Source organism: Bacteroides sp. AM16-24, from assembly GCF_003471885.1.
Taxonomy (GTDB): domain Bacteria; phylum Bacteroidota; class Bacteroidia; order Bacteroidales; family Bacteroidaceae; genus Bacteroides.
Genome location: NZ_QRKI01000003.1, coordinates 61,899 through 83,669 on the forward strand (window position 1 = coordinate 61,899; position 21,771 = coordinate 83,669).

General features: G+C 41.7%; 14 protein-coding genes. 6 read left to right on the top strand and 8 right to left on the bottom strand.

The window, feature by feature from the left end; translation table 11 throughout:
• Window positions 1-8: 8 nt before the first annotated feature.
• The 3 genes from DW182_RS04790 to xerD all read right to left on the bottom strand — a co-directional run bounded on the left by DW182_RS04790 (window position 9) and on the right by xerD (window position 3,950).
• Entirely contained in the window at window positions 9-1,043 is a 1,035-nt protein-coding gene (locus DW182_RS04790) for a TlpA disulfide reductase family protein (protein ID WP_118294854.1), read from the bottom strand.
• A 126-nt stretch (window positions 1,044-1,169) separates the two neighbouring features.
• Window positions 1,170-2,861, bottom strand: a complete 1,692-nt coding sequence (locus DW182_RS04795) for a tetratricopeptide repeat protein (RefSeq protein ID WP_117706045.1) — start codon at window positions 2,859-2,861, stop codon at window positions 1,170-1,172.
• A 138-nt stretch (window positions 2,862-2,999) separates the two neighbouring features.
• On the bottom strand, window positions 3,000-3,950 hold the full coding sequence (gene xerD, locus DW182_RS04800) for a site-specific tyrosine recombinase XerD (RefSeq protein ID WP_007661759.1): 951 nt from the start codon (window positions 3,948-3,950) through the stop codon (window positions 3,000-3,002).
• Window positions 3,951-4,189: 239 nt separating this feature from the next.
• On the opposite strand from xerD, the gene aroQ reads away from it, so the two are divergent.
• From aroQ to DW182_RS04815, 3 genes are all read left to right on the top strand, one after another.
• A complete protein-coding gene (aroQ, locus tag DW182_RS04805; RefSeq protein WP_007661760.1) occupies window positions 4,190-4,612 on the top strand; it encodes a type II 3-dehydroquinate dehydratase in 423 nt (140 codons plus the stop codon).
• A gap of 22 nt (window positions 4,613-4,634) precedes the next feature.
• A complete protein-coding gene (pyk, locus tag DW182_RS04810) occupies window positions 4,635-6,092 on the top strand; it encodes a pyruvate kinase (RefSeq protein WP_007661761.1) in 1,458 nt (485 codons plus the stop codon).
• 107 nt (window positions 6,093-6,199) lie between these two features.
• On the top strand, window positions 6,200-6,829 hold the full coding sequence (locus DW182_RS04815) for an O-methyltransferase (protein ID WP_118216358.1): 630 nt from the start codon (window positions 6,200-6,202) through the stop codon (window positions 6,827-6,829).
• A 3-nt stretch (window positions 6,830-6,832) separates the two neighbouring features.
• Here the strand turns inward: DW182_RS04815 and DW182_RS04820 are convergent, their stop codons facing one another.
• Window positions 6,833-8,779 (bottom strand): HAMP domain-containing sensor histidine kinase, encoded by a 1,947-nt coding sequence (locus DW182_RS04820; protein ID WP_118216359.1) that lies wholly within the window; start codon window positions 8,777-8,779, stop codon window positions 6,833-6,835.
• Entirely contained in the window at window positions 8,776-9,867 is a 1,092-nt protein-coding gene (locus tag DW182_RS04825; protein ID WP_118216360.1) for a sensor histidine kinase KdpD, read from the bottom strand. Before DW182_RS04825 ends, DW182_RS04820 begins: the two co-directional genes overlap by 4 nt.
• Before the next feature lie 138 nt (window positions 9,868-10,005).
• Here DW182_RS04825 and rbfA point away from each other — a divergent pair, with 138 nt between their 5' ends.
• The 3 genes from rbfA to DW182_RS04845 all read left to right on the top strand — a co-directional run bounded on the left by rbfA (window position 10,006) and on the right by DW182_RS04845 (window position 15,176).
• On the top strand, window positions 10,006-10,338 hold the full coding sequence (gene rbfA, locus DW182_RS04830; protein WP_117706041.1) for a 30S ribosome-binding factor RbfA: 333 nt from the start codon (window positions 10,006-10,008) through the stop codon (window positions 10,336-10,338).
• Window positions 10,335-11,567 (top strand): FtsX-like permease family protein, encoded by a 1,233-nt coding sequence (locus tag DW182_RS04835; RefSeq protein ID WP_118294855.1) that lies wholly within the window; start codon window positions 10,335-10,337, stop codon window positions 11,565-11,567. The genes rbfA and DW182_RS04835 overlap by 4 nt, the downstream gene beginning before the upstream one ends.
• A gap of 1,212 nt (window positions 11,568-12,779) precedes the next feature.
• Window positions 12,780-15,176: a TIM-barrel domain-containing protein gene (locus DW182_RS04845; protein ID WP_118294857.1), complete on the top strand. Its 2,397-nt coding sequence runs from the start codon at window positions 12,780-12,782 to the stop codon at window positions 15,174-15,176.
• A 116-nt stretch (window positions 15,177-15,292) separates the two neighbouring features.
• Here DW182_RS04845 and DW182_RS04850 read toward each other — a convergent pair whose 3' ends face one another.
• The 3 genes from DW182_RS04850 to DW182_RS04860 are packed head-to-tail and all read right to left on the bottom strand — an operon-like array spanning window position 15,293 to window position 21,771.
• Window positions 15,293-18,079: a glycoside hydrolase family 2 protein gene (locus tag DW182_RS04850; RefSeq protein WP_118294858.1), complete on the bottom strand. Its 2,787-nt coding sequence runs from the start codon at window positions 18,077-18,079 to the stop codon at window positions 15,293-15,295.
• A 9-nt stretch (window positions 18,080-18,088) separates the two neighbouring features.
• Window positions 18,089-19,999: a heparinase II/III family protein gene (locus DW182_RS04855; RefSeq protein ID WP_117706016.1), complete on the bottom strand. Its 1,911-nt coding sequence runs from the start codon at window positions 19,997-19,999 to the stop codon at window positions 18,089-18,091.
• Window positions 19,996-21,771 carry a glycoside hydrolase family 88 protein gene (locus tag DW182_RS04860; protein WP_118294859.1) on the bottom strand — a complete coding sequence of 592 codons (1,776 nt, stop codon included), beginning with the start codon at window positions 21,769-21,771 and terminating at the stop codon, window positions 19,996-19,998. Before DW182_RS04860 ends, DW182_RS04855 begins: the two co-directional genes overlap by 4 nt.

Below are 21,771 nucleotides of genomic sequence, written 5' to 3' on the forward strand. Positions count from 1 at the left end.
ATTAATGGTTACTTTTCTTTTTCTTTCCGGGCTATTTCTTTCAGCTTATCTTCAATAGCCTTTTCATCCAGGTTTTTCCCTTCTATTTTACCTCTGGGACTGATTAGGATGTTAGCTGGGAGGGTATGTATGCAGAATAGTTTGGCGACCTCTCCATCCCATCCGGAATATTCGCAGGTCTGTTCCCATTTCAGAGTATCTTGCTTAACTGCTTCCAACCATTTCTCCCTGTCCAAGTCAAGGGAAATGCCCATTAATGCGAAGTTTTTGTTCTTTTGTTCCTTCTTATAAATACGGCGGAACATTGCATTCTTTTCCCGGCTGATGGTATCCCATGAAGCCCAGAACTGTATCAGTAGATATTTATCTTTGAAATCGGAACGATTGATATCTTTGCCTTCTGTATTGCGTATACGGAAATAAGGAGCTGTTTTTCCTATATCTACTTTTTCTTCTTCCTCAATACGCTTTAGCAATGTTTCCATGTAAGGGCGGTCTTTCAGATCACCGGTCATACGGTCGGTCAATTGTTTTATTTGTTCCAAATTAGGCTGGGGCTTCTGTACAAAGTATTTATCCAACAGATAAATGTTGGCTAATGAAGAGGGATGTTTGGTTATAAAATTCTCTACTTTCTCTTCCAAAGCTTTCTCGGAAGGTGTACCCAGACCTTTCAGCTCTTGATTGAAGTCTGTTAGATCTTTGTTAGGAGCATTACCGCTGATTTGCAATGAAGACAGCTCAGCTGCGGATCCTTTTATTTGTATTTTATTTCCTTTATCCAGGAAGAGCGGGTATTCCGTTCCATCACTGAATAATAAGATTGTACTCACTAATGTATCAACGGAAAGCGTTGTAGAGAATTTATCGTTTTCGACAATCAGTGTATCCATACGGTCATACATTCTATCCGAACCATATAAATAGATGGTATCATTGCCCAATCCCTTGATTTCTCCGTTGAGACTGATGCTGTCGGTTTTCTTTTCACTACAGGCAAAAAGGGCGATTAATAGAAAATATAATAGACAGACTTTCTTCATTTTGAAATACTTTTCCGCGAAAGTACGGCTTTTGCAGATAATAAAAAAGAAATGCCCAACATTTCTCAATGTCGGGCACCCTATAGTTTTTTTAATAGGAACTAATTAATATGAGTTAAGAGCTCCTTACTGAGCGATGCTCATAAATTCTGCATTCGTGAAATACTTAGCAAATTCCAAGTCAGAAGCAGCTTTCTTAGCCAATGACGGTTCTTTAGCAACAGCGTTCTTCAAACTGCTGGTTACCATAGAAGCATTGTTGGTTCTTGCACCTAATACAGCCATCAGGTAGTCAGTATAAGCGTCAGGTTTTGCTACACTAGCCAAAGTGTTTTTAGCCTTGTTGTAGTCCTTAGCCAAGATCTGTGCCAAAGCAGCGCTGTTAGTCTTAGTGTCACCGAATGCGCTTACAGCTCTGTCATATTGACCTTGAGCAATATACAGGTTACCCAGTGCTTCGTTCAGTTCTTTAGCACCTGAAGCTTTGCTCAGATAGCTTTCTGCAGCAGCTTTGTCACCCTTAGTCAGAGCGATCAAACCGAGGTTCATGTTAACTTCAGGAGCATCTTTGATAGAAGCAGCTTTCTTGAAGTAGCTTTCAGCTTTGTCAAGGTTACCTGCCTGATAAGCCAACTTACCTAAGTTATTGTAAGCACGGAAATCGTTCGGATAGATTTGAGTAGCTTTAGTGAAGATAACTTCTTGCTTAGCCGGATCGTTAGTCAGTGTAGTTGCATACAGCAATTCTTCTATATTCAACTGCTTAGGATCAGATGCAGCCAGACTTGCAATTTCTTCGTCAGACTTACCGATGATTTCATAGTTCAAAGTCAGACGTGAACGACGCAACTGCGGCAAAATGTCGTCAGCTAAGTTCTTGTAAACAGAAGAGATGTTCTTGATTTCCTGTTCTCTTTGTTCAGGATCAGAATACATAGACAGAACACGAAGGATCAGTTCTTTATCCTGGATATTGGATTTAGATACCAATTCCTGGAAACCTTGCCAGTCCTGAGCAGTGTATTTAGTATCGATAGCTGCGTCAACTTTAGATTTCTTTAAGTTCTGGTTGATAACTTTTGCAGTGTTATCCTGACGGTTTTCAGCCAACTTAGTGTTCAGGCTTACACCACCATCGGGAGATGCATAAGCAGAAATTTCGATATTGCTGATCTTCTTGTTTACAGCACCGTCTACATTCTTCACCTCTTCGTTGAATTCCTTAGCGGTCTTCAATTCGCTGGCGCGAACGTTAGCTTGCTGGATAAGGAACATGATGTTAGCATCGTGTTTTTCCTTGATGATGCGTTGGAAAGCGTCGTCACCATTAGCAGGATTAGCACTGCCCAATGTCTGTCCAATCATTTCAGAAGTAGAAATCACACCATCGGCTACTTTTACAGCAGGGATAGTTACTGTTTTCTTGCCGATTGTAGCTTTGAACTCCAAATACAATTCAGACTTAGCCATTTCCGGAACATAGTCGAAAGAAGTTTTCATTGTGTAATTACCACCCATCTTGTAAGAGATAGTCTGGTCGTTACCTTCTACTTTTTCTCCTTGGAATACAGCAGGTTGGCCTTTAGCTTCGCCACCATTCCATTTCAAAACCGGGGTTACTTCCACTACGGCTTTCTTGTTAAAATACTTTTCAGGGAATTTTCCATTAATCGTGGCCGGTACTTTGCCGCCTATGGCTTCAAGAACCTGAGGAGTCACGGTGAAGTAATCAGAGGATAATTCACCCATTTTGCTGCTACATGATGAAAGAGCAACAACCAGTGCCATTAACAAAGGCAGATACAATTTCTTAGTCATCTTAGGTATAAATTAATTGTTTGTAATTGAAATTAGTCTACTCGTTTTTCTTAGTGCCTATTACCACATAATAATAGCCTCGCAAAGATATTAAATCTATCGGCACAATCTAACACGAATAGCCAATTTTATTATAATTTAATGAAATCCTGTATCTTTTCTGTACTTAATGTTCCGTGGATGGTGCTCAATGATCTCACTTCGCAACATATTCCGGTCGATATGGGTGTAGATTTCAGTGGTCGCAATAGACTCGTGTCCCAGCATACATTGGATGGCGCGGAGGTTGGCACCTCCTTCCAACAAGTGAGTGGCGAAGGAATGGCGGAAGGTGTGCGGACTGATATTTTTGGTGATGCCGGCTTTCTCTGCCAGCTCTTTAATCAGGTGAAAAACCATGATGCGGGAAATGCTATTTCCCCATCGGGCAAGAAAAACGTAATCTTCAAATCCTTTCTTTATTTTACCAAGATTGCGGTCGAGCAGCCAGTATTTTATTTCTTTGATGGCACGGGGAGAAATAGGGACTAAACGCTGTTTGCTGCCTTTTCCTTCTACCTTGATAAAACCCTCGTCAAAGTAGAGCTCGGATAACTTCAGGTTACAAAGTTCCGAGACACGCAATCCGCAGCTGTATAGGGTTTCCAGGATGGCCCGGTTGCGTTGTCCTTCCTTCTTGCTCATGTCTACAGTGGAGATAATAGTATCTATTTCTTCGACGGTAAGCACTTCGGGTAGTTTGAATCCGATTTTAGGACCTTCGAGTAGTTCGCTGGGATCATCTTCTCGATAGTCTGCCATGACCAGAAAGTGGAAGAAAGATTTTATTCCCGACAGGATACGTGCTTGCGAGCGGGGATGAATGCCGATGTCGTGTAATCCGGCAGCAAAGCGTTGCAAATCATCCAGAGTCACAGCCAGCATATCGATGTTTTCTGTTTTCAGAAAACACAGCAGTTTGTTAAGATCGGTCAGGTAGGCATCGAGCGTATTGGCAGAAAGAGCCTTTTCTAACTTTAAATATTGCTGGTACTTTCTGATTATCAACGCTTGTCTCTCGTTATTCGTTGATTTTTCTTCTGTTTTCATTTCTTTTTTCTACCTTTGCTCCGCGAAAATAGGCTGCACTTTAGCAGAATACTGATAAATTTGCTTCTGCGTACAGTCTGCACTATCTTTGCAGCTCGATTTAAATATTTCTTAGGGCATATCTGGGCCGTGTCTGCTCCGTGTTCGCTCCGTATCTATATGTTTGGACTTGGTACGGACTTGGTACGGGCTTGGTACGGAGCAGGTACTTCCGGGACAAAGGTATAAAAAATTGTGTTATGAGGATACAAATAATTAATGGCCCGAATATCAATCTGCTGGGCAAACGTGAACCTTCCATTTACGGCAGTGTTACTTTTGAAGATTATCTTGCCGAACTTCGTCAGAAGTATACTGATATACAGATAGACTACTTTCAGTCGAACATTGAAGGAGAGCTGATAGATAAGATTCAGCAAACCGGTTTTGATGTAGATGGGATTATCCTGAATGCGGGTGCCTACACGCATACCTCTATCGCCCTGCAGGATGCTATCCGTTCGGTTACTTCTCCGGTTATCGAGGTACATATTTCTAATGTGCATGCTCGTGAGGCTTTCCGTCATGTATCTATGATAGCTTGCGCCTGTAAAGGCGTTATCTGCGGTTTCGGGTTGAACTCCTACCGCCTGGCGCTGGAAGCGTTGATAAGTGATAAATGATTAAATAAATAGGTATAAGATTATGTTATTAAAACAGACTAAGATCGTTGCAACCATTTCTGATAAACGCTGCGACGTTGATTTTATAAAAGGCTTGTTTGAAGCCGGTATGAATGTGGTGCGTATGAACACGGCACATCTCGGCCGCGAAGGCTCGGAGATGTTGATAAATAATGTGCGTGCGGTATCTAATCGCATAGCTATCCTGATGGATACTAAGGGACCGGAGGTGCGCACTACCATCTGTGCTGAACCTATTCCGTATAAAGTAGGGGATAAGGTAAAAGTAGTAGGTAATCCCGATTTGGACACTACGCGCGAATGTATTTCTGTCTCTTATCCGAACTTTGTGCACGATGTGGCTGTCGGCATACATATTCTTATAGATGATGGCGATCTGGAAATGGTCGTTGTGGAAAAGACGGATGATTATCTGGTGTGTGAGATACAAAATGATGCTACTCTGGGAAGTCGTAAGAGTGTAAATGTACCGGGTGTACGTATCAATCTTCCTTCTCTGACGGAGAAGGACCGTACAAATATCCTGTATGCCATTGAGAAAGATATCGATTTTATTGCTCATTCTTTTGTACGTAATAAACAGGATGTTCTGGATATAAAGGAAATACTGGATGCCCATAACAGCGATATCAGGATTGTTGCCAAGATAGAAAATCAGGAAGGCGTTGATAACATCGATGAAATTCTGGAAGTAGCTGACGGTGTGATGGTAGCTCGCGGTGACTTGGGCATTGAAGTTCCGCAAGAACGTATTCCCGGTATCCAGCGTGTGCTCATCCGTAAATGTATTCTGGCTAAGAAGCCGGTAATTGTGGCTACTCAGATGCTTCATACGATGATTACGAATCCGCGTCCTACCCGTGCAGAGGTAACGGACATTGCAAATGCTATCTATTACCGTACGGATGCTTTGATGCTGAGCGGTGAAACAGCTTATGGTAAATATCCGCTGGATGCTGTGAAAACCATGACAAAGGTTGCCGCACAGGCAGAAAAAGATAAATTGGCTGATAATGATATCCGAATTCCGTTGGATGAAAACAGCAATGATGTGACAGCTTTCCTCGCAAAGCAAGCAGTAAAGGCTACTTCAAAGTTGAAGATACGTGCGATCATTACTGATAGTTACAGTGGACGTACAGCCCGTAATCTGGCTGCATTCCGTGGTAAATATCCGGTGTTGGCTATTTGTTATAAGGAAAAGACCATGCGTCATCTGGCACTTTCTTATGGCGTGGAAGCCATTTATATGCCGGAGCTTGCTAACGGACAAGAATATTACTTTGCAGCTTTGCGCCGTCTGCTGAAAGAAGGTCGTCTGTGCGAGACTGATATGGTCGGTTATCTAAGTAGCGGCAAAGCCGGTACACATACTTCTTTCCTTGAAATTAACGTAGTGGGAGATGCTCTGAAGTATGCAGAAGAAAGTGTATTGCCCAATAAGAATAGATACCTTTGATTAATTGATAATTGACAGTTGACAATTACTATGCAGTGTGACAGCGCAGCTAATTGTCAATTGTCAATTATCAATTATTAATTGTCAATAGTTAATTGTCGATTGTTATGACCATAGACGAATATATTTTACAGCATATCGATGATGAAGGCGATTATCTGAAAGCTCTTTATCGGGATACGCACCTTAAATTGCTGTATCCGCGTATGGCGTCGGGACACTTGCAGGGTCGGATGCTGAAGATGTTTGTCAGGATGATTCGTCCCCGGAAAATATTGGAGATCGGTACATATAGCGGTTATTCAGCTCTTTGCATGGCCGAAGGATTGCCGGACGACGGAATGTTGTATACGTTTGAGATTAATGATGAGCAGGAAGACTTCACACGCCCTTGGCTGGAAAATTCTGTTTATGCAGATAAAATTAAGTTTTATATAGGTAATGCCTTGGAAATGGTCCCACAGTTTGATCTCACTTTTGATCTTGCTTTTATTGATGGTGATAAGCGCAGGTATATAGACTATTATGAAATGGTGTTGCCACGTCTGTCCGATGGTGGCTATATCATTGCTGATAACACCTTGTGGGATGGGCATGTGCTTGAAGAACAACCGCATCGCACAGACTTGCAAACCATCGGTATCAAGGCTTTCAATGACCTTATTGCACAAGATTCGCGAGTGGAAAAAGTGATCCTTCCTTTGCGTGACGGACTGACGATTATACGTAAGAAATGATATTTAAGCCAGCGGATAGGTGATTGTAACCACTTTCTGTTCTCCTTTCGAAACCAGATAACTTCCTTTAAATGCTTCCAGGCAAAGCTTGTTGATGTCATGCAGGATGCGTTGCTCCTGTTCGTCTTTCCATATATGGTAGAGTGGACTTCCTGTGACAGTGATTCTGAGGTATTGGCTCTCTTTTGTCAGGGTATATTCTACTTGACAAATATCTCCGGTATACAATCTTGGTACGGACAATAATGATGACAGTACTTTGAGGACCCATCTGCTATCTGCCTGAATGGGTAATGTCTCCAAATCCGTATGGAAGTATGCATCCACCATTTTAGTTTGCATATTTACCATCATTTTTACTTCCCGACAGAGTTCCACGGCATCACATTCATGTACGTTAAACCGCATCATTCCTGCTTCAAGGCGTGATAAATCAAGGATGTTGTTTATCAAAGCCAGTAACTTTTCAGTATTATTCTTTATGGCAGCTGAGTACTCTTGTATTTCCCCCTCAGGGAGGCTTTTCTCGGTAGACAGCAGTTCGGAGAAGCCTACGACTGTATTCAGTGGTATGCGGATTTCGTAAGTGATATTTTGCAGAAAATACTCTTTCATTTTATCTGCTGCTGCTATCGTTTTTAATGCTTGTCGGGTTTCTTCCTCCGAACGACGTAATTGTCGGTGAATGCGAAAGGCACGTATGATGGCAAGGAGCATGAGGATCAGTATGATGGCAGAGGCTCCGACGTATATCCAGCGATATTGTTTGGTCAGCAGTTCCTTGTCTAATAACGCTTTTTTGATTTTATAGTTAGCTTGATATACTTCTTCATGGCGTTGCAACATATCCTGGTTGAGAGAATCTCCTTTTAGGGTTGCTGTTTTATAAATATTGGCTGCTTCTTCATATCGACCGGCTTCCAGCATAGCTTCTGCTTTCATCTTAAGGATGCTATTTTCGTGAAAGGGTTCTGCTCCTTGGCAGGATGATAAGGCTAGGTCGAATTCGTGGAAACAATTGTCCCATTCCTTTATGAGTTTATAGTACATGCCCCATAGGGCGTGATAATCAATGTAATAACTAAAAAAACTTTCTTTATCATAATACTTTTCGGCTTTTGTCAGGTGCAATTTGAGGTTGTCTTTGTCTTCAGTTTTTGCATAGACTCTACTAAAAGATATCTCTATTTCTAAGAAAATACTTTTCAATGCACTCATAGATTGCGGGGCTTCTGCCAGCATTTTATTCAGTACCTCTTGTTGCTGCTTCAATTCACTGAGAGCCTCTGCATACTTTTCCTGCGCCAAATATATTCCTCCCAAATTCTGGTGTATCAGTAAAAGAGAATAATTGTTGGCATCCGGATTTACGGCTAAAGCTTGTTTATAGCTTGCAATCGCTTCGTTATATTGTTCTGCGAAGTCTTGTGCTTGTGCCAAGGCGATGAGTGAGACGAATGTTCCGCTTTTATATTTGATCCGGATGGCTTCCTTCTGCATTTCTTTGGCCTGCATGGTGGCATATTCCGTATCTCCCTGAGCACATCTGATTTGAAGTATGGCTAACCAAATGGTATAATAAAATGAGTAATCCTTATATTGATAACTCGATTCTTTCAGAATCCGAAAATATTGTTCCATGTTGGAGAGGTCACCCCGGTATTCATAGTGGCGGCAATAGTCGAAAAGGGCACCCAACTCCTCTTCATGCATTTCTTTTTGTTTGGAAAGTGCAAGGGCCGAATCTAGGAATTCCAAAGCTGCATCTTGCCCGATGTATTGCTGAAAGGCTTCTCTCAATATTTGTAAACGGAGAGTATCGTTGGGCTCGGACTTGGCAGTCTGGAAGATACTGTCACGGAATTGTTTGTTCATCAAAGCTGATGATTCTGCATTTATCAGGGAAAGTATTCCCATCATAAACAGAAGGATAAATGTTGCTTTTTTCATACTTTGCCCTCCTGCTTTAACGGGTGTGTGAAGACGAAGCGTGAGCCATCGGTATACTGCGGGTCTATCCATATTCTTCCGCCAAGGCGGCTGATGATGAGTTGGCAGATAGCCAATCCGAGACCTGTTCCCTGAGATTTCTCGTTTACTCTTTCGAAACGTTCGAATATGCTGCTTTGTTTTTCTAACGGGATACCGCAACCGGTATCTGTGATAGAGAATTGAGCCATCCCTTCTTTATTCTGTTCCAATTGCAGAATGATGTTTCCTTCTTTTGTAAACTTAGTTGCGTTGACCAATATATTGATTAGTACCTGGTGTAGCCGCAGCGTATCAGTTTCGATTTCTAAAGAAGGAAGTTCTGTCCTGAAGAATATTTCAGCCTGTGTTTGTTTGATACCTTCCAGTGTTTGTATGATACCTTCGCATAAGTCTACTGCATCGCACTGTTTGAGATTGAATTTCATGTTTGTTATATCGAGGCAAGAGATGTCTACGACATCATTTACGAGATTCAGTAAGAGGCGTGAATTTAGTTGGATGATGTCATTGCATTGTTTTCGGGTTTCTTCATCAATGCCCGGAGTCGTAAGCACATCAGAGAAGCCGGATAAAGCGTTTAGAGGCGTTCGGATTTCATGGCTCATATTTGATATGAACAAGCTTTTATTGCGTATTGAGTTTTCCACGGCTTTTTCTGCCTTTTGTAATTTCCGTTTTGAAAGCATTAATTTTTTTGCTTTTCTTTTTAGGTAGAGGAAGCCGAAAATAGTGATAATGATAAGGCAAGGCAATACGATAAGTGCTAATGATAACAAATGATTCTGTTGCTGGTTATTGGCCAGTTGTAATTCGTCAATAGAATATGTATTACGTAGATCTTTTACTTTGTGAATACTGATTTCTTTGTAGTCAGAATCAATCTTTTCTCCTAATTCTTTATATAAATTGGCGGCTTTTTCATACTGCTGCTCTTTCATGTACTGATCCGCAACTTTTCGGAGGCTATCTTGTTTATTGTCCTGATTAGCTTGACTGCAAAGAAGCAAGGGAGGCAGGAGTAGCAATATGAAGACGAGTCTTTTCATGTTTTTTTTGATTAGTGTTGTTGCAAAGATAATTTTATTATAGATTGATTGGCTTGATAATCGTGCTAAAAAAAGTATAATTTGTCAACTAACCCAGATATTTCAGTAACTTTGTCTCTAAATAAAGGAATAAATAGTATGGAAACTACCAGACAGAACAAAATATGTCGTTTACTTCAAAAGGAATTGAGCGAAATTTTCTTGTTACAAACAAAATCTATGCCGGGTGTATTGGTATCAGTTAGCGCCGTGCGTATCAGCCCTGACCTGAGTGTTGCACGTGCTTATCTCAGCATCTTTCCTTCGGAAAAGGCGGAAGAGATGATTAAGAATATCAATGAAAACATGAAGTCTATCCGCTATGAGCTAGGAACTCGTGTACGTCATCAGCTTCGTATCATCCCCGAACTGAAGTTCTTTGTGGATGACTCACTGGATTATCTTGAGAAAATAGATGAATTGTTGAAGTGAACCTTCCCTTCTACATAGCCCGGCGCTATCTCTTCTCTAAGAAGAAACACAACGCTATCAATATCATTTCCGGCATTTCGGTGTGTGGAGTGGCATTGGCTACGTTGGCGTTGGTCTGTACACTCTCCGTGTTCAATGGTTTTCAGGATATGGTGGCAGGTCTTTTTACGGCTTTCGATCCGGAACTGAAGATTATGGTTCGTGAGGGAAAAGTCTTTGAACCGAATGGAGTTGCTTTTCAAGAGGTGCGTTCTTTGCCGGAAATTGATGTCTGGACAGAGACACTGGAAGATAACGCCATGGTGCAGTATAAAGACCGTCAGGCTATGGCAGTCATAAAAGGGGTGGAAGATAATTTTGAACAACTGACGTCTATCGACAGTTTGCTATACGGTGCAGGGGATTTTATCTTGCACGATTCCATAGTGGATTACGGGGTTTTGGGTGTGGAACTGATATCTGAACTGGGGACTGGTCTTCAGTTCGTCGATCCGCTTCAGGTATATGCTCCTAAGCGGAATGTACGTGTGAATATGGCTAATCCTTCTGCTTCTTTTAATCGCGATTACCTCTTTTCTCCCGGAGTTGTGTTTGTGGTGAACCAGCAAAAATATGATGCTCGTTATATTCTCACTTCTCTTGATTTTGCACGTAATCTTTTTAATTATGATACGGAGGTATCTGCTGTTGAACTGAAGTTGAAATCGGATACAGATGTCTCTGCCGTACAGAAAAAGATTTCCCGCATCTTAGGTGATGATTTTGTGGTCTTGAACCGTTATGAGCAGCAGGCTGATGTATTCCGTATCATGGAGATAGAGAAGTTTATATCTTACCTGTTCCTTACGTTTATCCTTGCTATAGCCTGTTTCAATGTGATTGGTTCTCTTTCTATGCTTATTCTTGATAAGCGGGAGGACGTGGAAACCTTACGTAATCTTGGAGCGGATGATCGGTTAATCGCTCGCATCTTCTTGTTTGAAGGCCGGCTTATATCTTTGTTCGGTGCACTTTCCGGCATTATCCTTGGTTTGCTGTTTTGTTATATTCAGCAGCGTTTCGGCATTATTTCTTTGGGCGGTGGTAGCGGTGGCTTTATTGTGGATGCTTATCCAGTCAGTGTTCATGTAACGGACGTTATATTGGTATTTGTTACCGTGATTACCGTTGGCTTCCTTTCAGTATGGTATCCGGTACACTATCTGACGCGCAGGCTGCTGAAGAGATAATTGGCTAAGGCTTAAGGGAGCTCAATAAAAAGTTGGATCAAGTTACTCTCACTACTCTCACTTTGTATATAAAGCAGTAATAATAAGAATTTTAAGTGTTAGTGAGAGTAACTTTTAAGAGTGAGAGTAAAAGGGTTACTCTCACTAGCACAGTCAACCTATATCAGGACGATGCATCTATTTACTTTATATCAGGTGTTATTCTGTTGAGAGCCAGTGGTATATCTCTTTCCTCTTAGGGATAGTTGGGTGTTGACCTAGGTTAACTGGCCTATCAAACCTAGTTAACAGGCCGGTTAACCTAGGTTGACAGGCTTATTAGCCTAGGTCAATACCTGGTAGCGCTTACTGTGAAGATGCAAACGCCCCTGCTTTGTTTTATATTGTGCAAGGCGGATTGCAGGAAATTCTTGAGGGATATGAAATTTTTGCGGACAGTGGGGGGAGGATTTATTATGTTGTCGGATTAATGGCTCAGCATAATTGTTTTCCCATTTGGCTATTCCGTCGACAAAACCTCCCCTTTCGTAGATTTTATTTTCTGCTCTTCTTTTTACCCCTTACATTTGCATCAAAATATAAACTGACGTAAAATGAAAAGTACCGGAAGTTTATAAATTTGTAGAGACTCTCTCTAAATAGCGTTTTTTCATGTATTATTGACTGTGCCGTTCCACCCCCGTGAGGGGAGGGGACGGTTTTCTTTTTATGGGAATCTTTATCAGATATATTTTTTCTATATCTTTGCATCACTGATAATCTAATATGGAAAACATAACAATGAAATTGTCAACGATCAAAGTGATAAGACTTTCCCTATGGTGGTACGTCAGTTTCCTTTCATGGGAACAATCGTTTCCCTTAATGGGAACGACTGTTTCTCCTCATGGGAACGGAAATTCCTCTTCATGTCTTTCAAGTTTAAGTTTTCAGCTTGATAAGTTATCATTTGCTTCATTACCGCTACAGAAATGCACAAAGCATATCCGAGAGATGTATTGCTGAAGGAGCGGAGATACAAGAGTTAAACTGTCTGATCGCTTTTATCTTTTCTTCCTGCAGCTGTGCGCCATCCGACTATCACTAAATCTTTGAAAACAACGAAATGTACCCTAAAAAACAACGAACTGCCCCTTATCAAAACTTCTTTTCCAGTAATTTTGCATCATAAATAATAGAATTATGAATCCATAAACAAGTAAAAAAGAAACCATGAACATGAAGTTTTATTTAAAAATCAGTAGTATACTGGTGGCTGCAGCTTTCTTATCGACCTTGCCTGTCGAGGCTCAGACTTTCCGGCAAACTAAGCAGGGAATAACGGGTACTACGCAGGGAATGGACATTGAAATCCAATTCGTCAGCCCTGAAATTGTACGTGTGGTGAAGGCGCCCGAAGGACGTAGCTTTACAAAGAAAAGCCTTTCTGTGGTTAAAAGCCCTGAAAGCATGTCTGTAACGACCGAGAAGAAAGGGGAAACCGTTTCCCTGAAAAGCAATGCTGTACGCGTTGATTTCAATGTGGAGACTGGACGGATTTCTTTCTTTGACAAGCAAGGAAAGGCATTATTTACCGAGAAAGATTATGGTGCTCAGTTTACTCCGTTCAATGATGCGGGGAATCAGACTTTTAGTGTGCGTCAAGCTTTTTTGTTGGATAAGGATGAGGCTATCTATGGTCTGGGACAGCAGCAGGTTGATGATCTGAATCAGCGCAATCATAAACATTTCATGCGTCAGCGTGCATTGTATGCCAGTGTTCCAATTATTCAGTCTACAAAAGGGTACGGAATGTTTTGGGATAATTATTCCCCAACCACTTATACAGATAATCCGCAGGAGATGTCCTTTGATTCGGAAGTGGGAGAGTGTATGGATTATTACTTTATGTATGGCGGCAATGCAGATGGCGTGATAGCGCAGATACGCGACTTAACGGGACAGGCACCTATGTATCCGTTGTGGACATTCGGTTTCTGGCAATCGCGTGAGCGTTACAAATCACAACAGGAAACGATGGAAGTCGTGGATAAGTATCGTGAGTTAGGGATTCCTTTGGATGGAATTATTCAGGACTGGCAATATTGGGGGCCGAACTCTAACTGGAACTCTATGAATTTTGATAATCCGGAGTTCCCTGATCCTCAGAAGATGATCGATCATGTGAAGAAGAAAAATGCGAAGATTATGATCTCTATATGGGCTTCATTCGGGCCGGATACGAATCCGTACAAGGACTTGGAGAAAATCAATGCCCTGTTCAACTTCAAGACATGGCCTGCAGACGGGGGAGTGAAAGTTTATGATGCTTATAATGAAAAAGCACGTGATATTTATTGGAAACATTTGAATAAAGGCCTGTTTAGTAAAGGAATTGATGCCTGGTGGACAGATTCAACGGAACCTGATCATCTGGATGTTCAGGAAAGAGACTTTGATATTCCGACGGCAATGGGAACTTATCGTAGTGTAGTAAATGCTTTCCCGTTGATGAGCAACAAGGGAGTTTATGAGCATCAGCGTGCTGTAACCTCTGATAAACGCGTGTATCTGCTGACTCGTTGTGCATTTGCCGGACAACAGCGTTATGCGGCGAATACTTGGTCGGGAGATGTTATGTGTAATTGGGAAACATTCCGTAAGCAGATTCCCACAGGTTTGAACTTTTCTCTATCGGGAATACCTTACTGGAATACGGATATAGGTGGATTCTTTAACTGGCCTTATCATGGTGGGGCTGAAAATAAAGCTTATCATGAACTGTATACCCGCTGGTTTCAATATGGTACATTCCTGCCCATGCAGCGTTCGCATGGAAGTGGCGTGAAAAAGGAAATCTACAATCTGGGTAAAAAGGGTGACTGGGTGTATGATTCGGAAGAGAAATACATAAACCTGCGCTATGCACTGCTGCCGTATCTGTATTCAACAGGATGGCAGGTGACTGATAATGCAGGTTCTTTCCTCCGTGCCTTGTTCATGGACTTCAACGAAGATAAGAAGGTACACACTATCAGTAATCAGTATATGTTTGGAAAGGCATTTCTTGTGACTCCTGTAACCAGGAATATGTATGTATTCTCTGATAAGGAACAGTGGAAAGATCCGTATGAAGATTTTAGTAAGACAGGAACACAGGATGTTTATCTTCCTAAGGGAACCAAATGGTTTGACTTTTGGACGGGAGAAGTATTGAATGGCGGACAGATGGTTACCAAAGAGGTTCCTATCGATATTATTCCATTGTATGTACGTGCGGGTTCCATTGTTCCTTTTGGACCGAAAGTACAGTATTCTACAGAAAAGAAATGGAATAATCTGGAGATACGCATTTATCCCGGAGCTGATGGAGAATTTGTGTTGTATGAAGATGAAAACGATAATTATAACTATGAGAAAGGTGTCTATTCAACCATTAAGTTTACTTGGGATGATGCAAACCGGACGTTGAATATCGCAGATCGGGAAGGAACTTTCCCCGGTATGTTGAAATCTCGTAAGTTCAATATAGTTGTAGTGGATAAGGAAAATGGGACAGGGAGTGTTCAGTCGACGAAATTCACGAAATCGGTTTCATATGGTGGGAAGAAGAAATCGGTTAAATTGTAATTTTAGTATATGGTATCCTTATCTTGAGGATGTTATATAGAGATCATTTATAAAATATGGAGATGTGGTTTTTGGCCGCATCTCCATATTCTTTTATCTGATTTTAGAAATTAAAATTACTCATAGATTGATTTCTTTTCTTCTTTTGTCCGGTTCACATTATGGAGTACCTGTTTTATCTGTTTAAATGTAACCTTTTCTTGTGGATTGAACTTATCACTTTCCATATATTTCAGGAGGCTATAGCGTAATTGACGGGCTACAGGTCGGGTATTGAGACTTTTTGCCAGGTCTGAGCTGCATACTAATAGCTTTCCGTCTCCTGCTTTTGCCTCAAATAGTAAACTTAAGTTTCTGTTCTTATAGAAGTTATCTACCATTCTGACAATCGGTTGCATATTGTTCTTTAAACTGTCGAGTTCCATGGTTGTAGCATTCTTGCAAATATCCCACCATTGCCAGTTACTGTGCATTTCAGTTGGAAAGTCAGCTAATGCCGGATGGGTGGGATCACAGAAGATTCCCATTGTTCCCGGTTGGTTAGGGAAGTGCACAGGGCTCCAGAATACTTGTACAAATTTGCCTTCCAGCCCATTAATTTCTTCTTTTTCCGGGTTCAGCAATACCTTTTTCCCTTGACTTAATGCTTTCTCTGCATCGGTAAAGCTACGGGTGTAAAAGATTTCCTTACCAACTTCCGGTACTTCCTGAGGATATACCCAAACATTCCAGGAGTTTTGGTACTGGGTTCCTGCAAAACGGATGGATAAAGTTAATTGGTCGGCAACGGATATGGATTCCAGAGGAACAGAGATGCTTCCCAGATTAAATGCATTCCCCACGGGTATTTCTTGCTTATCCAGATTGCCTTGTGCAATGACCGTTCCTTTTGAGTCACATAATCTCCATTCCGGTTGAATATCACTCAGGACTTTATCGCTAAAGTTTGCAGCTTCAAACTGAGCTTTAAAGGTTTCATTATTTACATAGGTAGCTTTATCAAAGCGTGCTAACGGTACCACCGGAGAACAGAAATTCCGGAATTCTTCAGGAGTGATTAATCCTTTGCTCTCCCAGAAGGCATCGATAATTCCGACGAGTGCAGTGCCCTGTCCGGGGAAGTCATGCAGGTCCAATAGTTGGAAACCACTGAATCCGGGAGTCTTTAGTGCTCGTTCTATTTCTTCTTTGTATAAGATAGTTGCCAGTTTGCCACTTGCCATCAGGTTGCTTTCCGCCAGATGAAGCCGTCCTTTCTTTTTAAGGTCTGCAGCTACGGCTTTGAAGTTTAATGGTATCAGATTACCTGTGTATTTATCAATCTCTTTTAGATTGGGGAATACACTGTATTGTCCGATTTCGTGGGTAATAAGTGGTACAGGCAAACCCTCTATAGCACTGGAGAAGTCTTTATTGAAACTTACAGGTTGGTCGTCGAAAATCCCTTGTCCGCGTACCCAGCCGTTTTTAGTCCACTGTGTAACCCAGAAGTCGTCATTAGGTTCGGGCCAACTGCCATGTCCTGGTTCAAAAGTGAATGTAGTAGTCATATACAAATGACGGCTATCCTGCTGCTTAATGGTGGTGAGTAATTTATCCATGACACTAAAATCTCCTTGCAGCTCATTACCCAAACTCCAGAAACAGAACGATGGGTGATTGCCATATTCTTTCATGATGTGGGCAGCTTCGTTATACAGAAAATCGACAGTGCCTTTATCTTCACCTACGTTGAGTGTCCATAGAGGCAATTCAACCTGAATGTAGAATCCCATTCTATCAGCTACGTTGAAAGCAGCTTCCGGAGGACACCAGGAGTGGAAGCGCAGGTGGTTCATGCCATAATCACGGGCGGCACTGAATACTTTTTCCCAACCGGCTTCGTCCATCGGCGGATATCCCTTTAGCGGGAAAATGCAACACTCCAGTGTTCCTCTAAGGAAGAGTCTTCTGTTATTAATCTGTAGGAGAGCATTTTGGTTCGTCAGTTTTCTCATACCGAATGTTTCACATTTCGAATCAGTCATGCCTTCCATTTCAAGAGTTGCGGCTGCTTCGTAGATATTAGGGTTGAATTCATCCCACAACATTGGGTTGTTAATGGGATAAGTGAATGTCATTTCAGTATTGTTAACCTGTACTTCTTTATTTGCCAATTTATTTCCTTTGGGGTCTTTGACAGCGAACAGAAGTTTACCGGATACCGGGGATGAACCGTTACTTCCGATTTTTATACTGACATTGACCGTTTGGTTATCAATATCGGGTGTTAAGCGCAATTCCTCAATCTGTACCTTATCTTTTGCTGTCAATGCTATTTTTCCCAAGATGCCATTCCACATAGTCTGGGTATCGTTCGTATAAGCATGTGCAAGGTTTTTGACTGATATATCATGTTGTCTCCGGTTATCGATGCGTATAACGATTTTGTTATTCTCTCCTGGAACAAGATACTTGCTCAAGTTGAAATAGTGAGGAGTGGTAAGATTTTCATTGAATCCTTCTACTTTAGTACCATTGATCCATACTTGCGAATTCCATATCACGCGTTCAAGAGTAAGGAAGACATCTTTTTCGTTCCATTCTGCCGGGATGAAGCATTCTTTCTTGTACCAGGCTGGGCCGAGATAATCGAATTTACGTTTCAAATTTAAGAATATCTCCTTGTCCATGGTAGGTTCAAGGGTACATGGAGTTCCATAGCCGGCATCACAAAGTGTTCCGGGGAGGGTGATCTTATCTGGAAACGATTCCATATACCATTTTTCTGAAATGCCTTTATCCAGACTGTCCAGTGCTACTTCCCATTCTCCGGAGAGATCCATCTCGCGTACTACTTGTTTACACGAAGTTGCCAATAGGGCCATGATGCCCCAGGCGATTAAAACTTTACTTATTCTCATAATATCAAATTAAAATTTCCATTCTGTCTTAATTCTCAGTTTCTTATCTTTTACTCTTACAATCAAAGGATAGCAAAAAGGTGAATCATATTTTGGCAGAACACTTCCGTTTCCCGGTGGAATGCCAGGAGCTTCCCCCATAATAACTTCAAACTCTTGTCCATCGGGCACTTCGATCTTCATATATGCTTTTCCTATTTTGCAACTAAGGGGCGATGATTGCTTTCGCACTATTGCGTTTTTTATATAGTTGTAGCTTGGCGAGTCATTGAGGATGATAGCTTCTCCGGTTTGGCTGAATACAGGTCTCTCTGTAAGCATCAAGACATAATCATAGAGATGCTGCTCATCAGAACGGGCGGTAAGTATATCTGTAAGTTTATTCTTTTTTAAAATTAACCTTCTTTCCATTGCGACTCCAGAATATGCCCCCAGAGCTTCAGCCGAAACTTCTCCTCCGTCCTTATATGCTTTGAATGCTAACAATTTGCCGGTTGATTCTTTTTGATCTTTAGCATCTACGGTTAGTGTGCTGTGTGATAAAGTCTTCCGATACCATTTCGTAAATGTAGGTACTCCATAGGCACATGTCCCCATGTCAGATACAATCTCCTTTTCACCGTCATGAATGGAAATGGATAGTTTATCTGGATGACCATGTCCTCCACCATGTGGACCGTATTTCATGACTACTGTCTTTGTGCCTGATCTGAGTACAGCATAGCCCGTTTCCTTAAAATGAACGGATGGCCATGCTGCCATTGCTGTTACTTGAGGAATTTCTATATTATTCTGTAATGCTTCACCGAAGTTCCTGTCTGTATATCGGTAGCACTGTTGAAGTACACTCAGGAAAAATGGATCCTTGTTGTAGCGTTGGTAGGCAATTTCATATAGGCTGACCTGAGCAATTAAAGACTCTCCATACCATCCGTCATTGTGGGCTGGAAAATATAGATCTGCATACACTCCGGATGCAGGAGCAGCAAGCATTTTATATAGTTTTCTGTCATATAGATTGATATTACGGCAACGTACGGCATCGGCTGACAGAAGCATAGCTCGTAAAGGATAATAATGATAGGTAGGAGAACCTTCGCCCCACCAGCCGTCATCCATAACGTATCGCTCCATTTGGGCATGGTATCCACATTCTGGATCATTGATAGCTACGTTGATGATGCTGTCATTTTCTAATGCTACTCCTAATGCTATCAGACCGCTATTGTGCCATACTTGCCAATTGGCAGTTCCTCTTCTTCTCAGCAAAAGCTCGGAACAGGGTATAAGATAACCTTTTTCTATCTCTCTTATTTCGTTAGTTGTCATTATGGATTTGGCTACCATATAGGCTCGGCAGACATCACTGGCCCATGCAGATTCATCAAGGCTTTGACCAAACATTTTGCCTCCCCAGGGACCTACTTTCCTGGCTGTGTCGTGGTCTAGATAAGTAATATATTTGGATGCATAATCCAATAACATATTCCGGATGTATTCAGCATAGACTTTATTGCCAGTGGCAAGGTATAAATACATACAGTTGCGCAAATATGTATAATTATGAGTATGCGCCACATTTACCCATGCCCAATCATAACGCTTATTCCCTGTCCAATAATGCTTGCATTGTGAACAGTAATGTGCTTCCGGCTTATTCCAGTCGAATGAAAAACGTACTTTGTGTTCGGGACAAAAATAATCGTGTATATGTCCTCCTTCCAGTAAAGGTACGGTTAGGGGATATTCCCGCCGAGCTTCCACGGTATCTTTCAGTGATTCTATGATATCCTTTCCCCATTCCGTTTTTGCGGCTGAGCGTATTTGGCTGATGTCGCTTTCTGTGAAGAAATAATATCCGTTTTGCGCTGAAAGCAGGCAAGGGATAAAGATCAGCGCGAGTAAAAGTCTATTTTTCATTTTGTATGCTTTAAGTATTTGACATATTCGGTTGCAGCTAGCAGGAAAGCCCCCGTACCATACACTTCTGTGTCGTTTATATCTACCTTCTTCGGGTCAGCTCCTATTGGTTGTACATAGCCTATCTTGCCGTCTTCGTGTACGATGGAAGCTAATGCATTCCACGCTTTTTTTGCAATGGGCAGATATTCTTCTTTTTCAAGATATCCATGATTAAGGCCCCAAAACAGGCTATATGTGAAGAAACCTGATGCACTGGCTTCCGGCATGGGATAGGAAGCTGTGTCCAGTAGAGAAGAGTGCCAGAAGCCTTGTTTATCCTGAAGCGTAGATATCTTTTTCATCATTTGCCTGAAAAGGCTGATATAGAAAATGCGTGAGGGATGTTGGGCAGGCATGTTGTCGATGATGAAGGTTAGTGCCCCTGTTACCCAGCCGTTTCCTCGTCCCCAGAATACTTTCTTCCCGTTTTGCTCACGCATATTGATATATCTGGTATCTCTGAAAAATAAACTATCGGCAACTGAGTAGAGACTGTCATAAGTGATTTGAAATTCTTTATCCATAAACTCAAAATACTTTGGTTCTCCTGTTATTTTTCCAATACGGGCAAAAGAAGTCGGAGCCATAAACAGGGCATCGCACCAACACCAGCGGGAATGTGAACCGTCAGCATAATAGCTTAGGCTGTTGTGTCTGGGATTGGCAATGAGAGTATCTAAGGTTTCAACGGACTTTTGGATCATGTGCGGTTCCTTGTATTTACTGAATAATATGGCATAAGGCTGGATAATACAGATGTCATCAGCAAAATAAATACTAGGCCCAGTCTGCCATTTATTCTTCTCGCCCATAGTCAGCAGGAAGTCCCAATACTTAGGATCGTCAGACATCTTCGCCCATTCTGCCATACCGATATACATGGTTGCATTAGTCCATGCCCAGTAAGCATGCGAGTTGGCCCATTGAGAACCTTTTCGTACCTGATTTTCGAAATTCATCAGTTGCCAGTCGGCTACCTTTTTCATAATCGTCATGGTTTGGTTTTGGCAGTATTCATTCCATTGTGCCTCTTCGAAGAAATAGTTCAAGATGAGTCTGGTTACTACCCGATGTCCTTTCTCATTGGGGTGATTGCTCTGGCTCATATATATTTTTAAATCTTCTCCATTTTTTCTTTTCTCCTTGAAGGTTGCATAGCTGTCTATCAGTCCTGTTTTATAGTCGTGGGCTAAACGGCGTATCTGGCGACTATGCTGTTCAAGTGGAGAATTATCGTCCAATATATCTTCGGTTAAATCGGGTGTTGGGGTTAGGAGAATGATTGGGATGTTTTGCTTTTGTGCTTCCTTTATCATTTTTTTCCAGGCTTTCAAAGCTCTTTCCAGTCCGATGCTACGGTCATTCAGAGCATAATCTATGAATAAAATGTCCGGACGATGAGGTAAGACCTCTTGTTTGAATCGTTTGGCCCCCTGTTCGGCATTTTCACCACCAATGGATGTGGTGATAGAGTTGACCACTGCGTATGGATATATTTCTTTGACAGCTTCCAAGACTTGATGGGGATAAGCTTGAAGCGTTTTTACATTAGGTGTGTTGGCATAGCCGGAAGGTACACTGTGCCCATGAAATACAAGGTTTACAGTTCTGTTATCCGGCCATTTCTTTTGCAGTTCTTGGCGGATTTGCGTGAATTCGAAGGATTGACCAGTCTGTGCCATGACGTCAAACCCTAACAATGTGCATAATAGTAGATACAGATATTTCAT

What these genes read in the sequence shown, in the direction of transcription:
- DW182_RS04790 (WP_118294854.1), bottom strand. Translation starts at nt 1,043, where the DNA reads ATGAAGAAAGTCTGTCTATTATATTTTCTATTAATCGCCCTTTTTGCC.
- DW182_RS04795 (WP_117706045.1), bottom strand. Translation starts at nt 2,861, where the DNA reads ATGACTAAGAAATTGTATCTGCCTTTGTTAATGGCACTGGTTGTTGCT.
- xerD (WP_007661759.1), bottom strand. Translation starts at nt 3,950, where the DNA reads ATGAAAACAGAAGAAAAATCAACGAATAACGAGAGACAAGCGTTGATA.
- aroQ (WP_007661760.1), top strand. Translation starts at nt 4,190, where the DNA reads ATGAGGATACAAATAATTAATGGCCCGAATATCAATCTGCTGGGCAAA.
- pyk (WP_007661761.1), top strand. Translation starts at nt 4,635, where the DNA reads ATGTTATTAAAACAGACTAAGATCGTTGCAACCATTTCTGATAAACGC.
- DW182_RS04815 (WP_118216358.1), top strand. Translation starts at nt 6,200, where the DNA reads ATGACCATAGACGAATATATTTTACAGCATATCGATGATGAAGGCGAT.
- DW182_RS04820 (WP_118216359.1), bottom strand. Translation starts at nt 8,779, where the DNA reads ATGAAAAAAGCAACATTTATCCTTCTGTTTATGATGGGAATACTTTCC.
- DW182_RS04825 (WP_118216360.1), bottom strand. Translation starts at nt 9,867, where the DNA reads ATGAAAAGACTCGTCTTCATATTGCTACTCCTGCCTCCCTTGCTTCTT.
- rbfA (WP_117706041.1), top strand. Translation starts at nt 10,006, where the DNA reads ATGGAAACTACCAGACAGAACAAAATATGTCGTTTACTTCAAAAGGAA.
- DW182_RS04845 (WP_118294857.1), top strand. Translation starts at nt 12,780, where the DNA reads ATGAACATGAAGTTTTATTTAAAAATCAGTAGTATACTGGTGGCTGCA.
- DW182_RS04850 (WP_118294858.1), bottom strand. Translation starts at nt 18,079, where the DNA reads ATGAGAATAAGTAAAGTTTTAATCGCCTGGGGCATCATGGCCCTATTG.
- DW182_RS04855 (WP_117706016.1), bottom strand. Translation starts at nt 19,999, where the DNA reads ATGAAAAATAGACTTTTACTCGCGCTGATCTTTATCCCTTGCCTGCTT.
- DW182_RS04860 (WP_118294859.1), bottom strand. Translation starts at nt 21,771, where the DNA reads ATGAAATATCTGTATCTACTATTATGCACATTGTTAGGGTTTGACGTC.